The sequence below is a fragment of the Mesorhizobium sp. M1C.F.Ca.ET.210.01.1.1 genome (genome assembly GCF_004791585.1).
GTDB lineage: Bacteria > Pseudomonadota > Alphaproteobacteria > Rhizobiales > Rhizobiaceae > Mesorhizobium.
In genome coordinates this window covers 1-1,395 of record NZ_SRUU01000085.1, presented here as the reverse complement: position 1 = coordinate 1,395, position 1,395 = coordinate 1, and the positions used below count along the sequence as shown (strand labels likewise).

2 protein-coding genes are annotated in these 1,395 nt (G+C 61.7%); both read left to right on the top strand.

Annotated features, from left to right (window positions below):
* Positions 1-59 precede the first annotated feature (59 nt).
* Positions 60-476 carry a transposase gene (locus EN853_RS33015; protein WP_127861202.1) on the top strand — a complete coding sequence of 139 codons (417 nt, stop codon included), beginning with the start codon at positions 60-62 and terminating at the stop codon, positions 474-476.
* Positions 476-1,366: an IS3 family transposase gene (locus tag EN853_RS33010; protein WP_168247761.1), complete on the top strand. Its 891-nt coding sequence runs from the start codon at positions 476-478 to the stop codon at positions 1,364-1,366. Before EN853_RS33015 ends, EN853_RS33010 begins: the two co-directional genes overlap by 1 nt.
* The last annotated feature ends 29 nt before the right edge of the window (positions 1,367-1,395 follow it).

Sequence of the window (1,395 nt, the reverse complement as noted above, 5' to 3'; positions counted from 1 at the left end):
TGTAGTGCACCCCGATTTTGAGACAGAAAACGGGTAACAGTTCTCCGTTAGGAGGACTGATGAGAAGGGACGATCCTAGGCGGCGGTTCAACCGCGACTTCAAGCTGGCGGCAGTCCGGCGAATGGCTGCTGGGGCCAATGTCAGCAAGTTGTCACGCGAGTTGGGGATTTCGCGCAAAGGCCTGTATCAGTGGCAAAAGCAGTTCCGCATGGGCGGAGCGGCGGCGCTGCGAGCAGTCGGGCGTCCGAGGGGTGGCGCGGCAACAGGCGAAGAGCGAAAGGGAGGCGACGCGCTGCGGTCTTTGTCGGGCGACGAGCTTTCGAGGGCCTTGGCGCGGATTGCGGAACTGGAGCGGCTTGTCGGACAGCAAGCGGCCGATCTCGATTTTTTTCAACAAGCCTTGCAGCACGTCGGGAAAGCACCGCAGAGCGGGGCGCCTGGCGGGACGGTATCTACACGGTCATCGAAGCGATGATGGCGTCCGGGCTGCAAGGCCAGATCAGTGTGGAACGAATGTGCCGGCTGGCCGGGGTCAGCCGCGCGGGCTACTACCGCCATTGGCAGGCGACGGCGCCGCGCACGGAGGGAGTGAGCCTGCGCGACGCCATCCAGCGCCTGGCGCTCGCCAACCCGCATTACGGCTATCGCAGAATTGGCGTGCTTTTGAGCCGGGAAGGCTGGCGGGCCAATCACAAGCGCGTCTTGCGGCTGATGCGGGAGGACAATCTGCTGTGTCTGCGCAAAGCCCCATTCGTGCCGATGACGACCGACGCCAGGCATGACTGGTCAATCGTGCCCAACCGGGCCCGAGGCCTTCAGCTGACCGACATCGACCAGCTCTGGGTGGCCGACATCACCTATGTCCATCTCGCCGAGGAGTTCGCATTCCTGGCGATCGTGCTTGACGCCTTCAGCCGCAAGGTCATCGGCTGGGCGATTGCGACCCACCTGAAGGCGGAACTCGCCATCGAGGCGCTGGACAAGGCGATTGCGGCACGCCGGCCGGCACCGGGAAGTGTCATTCACCATAGTGATCGCGGTGTCCAATACGCCTGCGCTGACTACGCAGCACGACTTGCAAGCCACGACATCCAGCCGAGCATGAGCCGCATCGGCAATCCTTATGACAATGCCAAGGCCGAGAGGTTCATGAGGACCCTGAAGGAAGAGGAGGTAGATGGCCAAGCCTATCGCGACATCGACGATGCAAGGACAGGGATCGGCGAGTTCATCGAGGTGGTCTACAACAGGCAGCGCCTGCACTCTGCCCTCGACTATCTCTCGCCGGACGAATACGAAACCGATCTCATGCAACTACGCCAAACGACATCAAACGCTATCCACAGCAGGGAGAACTGTTACTGATTACTGTCTCACGGAAGGGGTGCAGTCCA

Excerpts from the sequence above, each read along its gene's own strand:
- EN853_RS33015 (WP_127861202.1), top strand. The coding sequence starts at position 60 with ATGAGAAGGGACGATCCTAGGCGGCGGTTCAACCGCGACTTCAAGCTG.
- EN853_RS33010 (WP_168247761.1), top strand. The coding sequence starts at position 476 with ATGGCGTCCGGGCTGCAAGGCCAGATCAGTGTGGAACGAATGTGCCGG.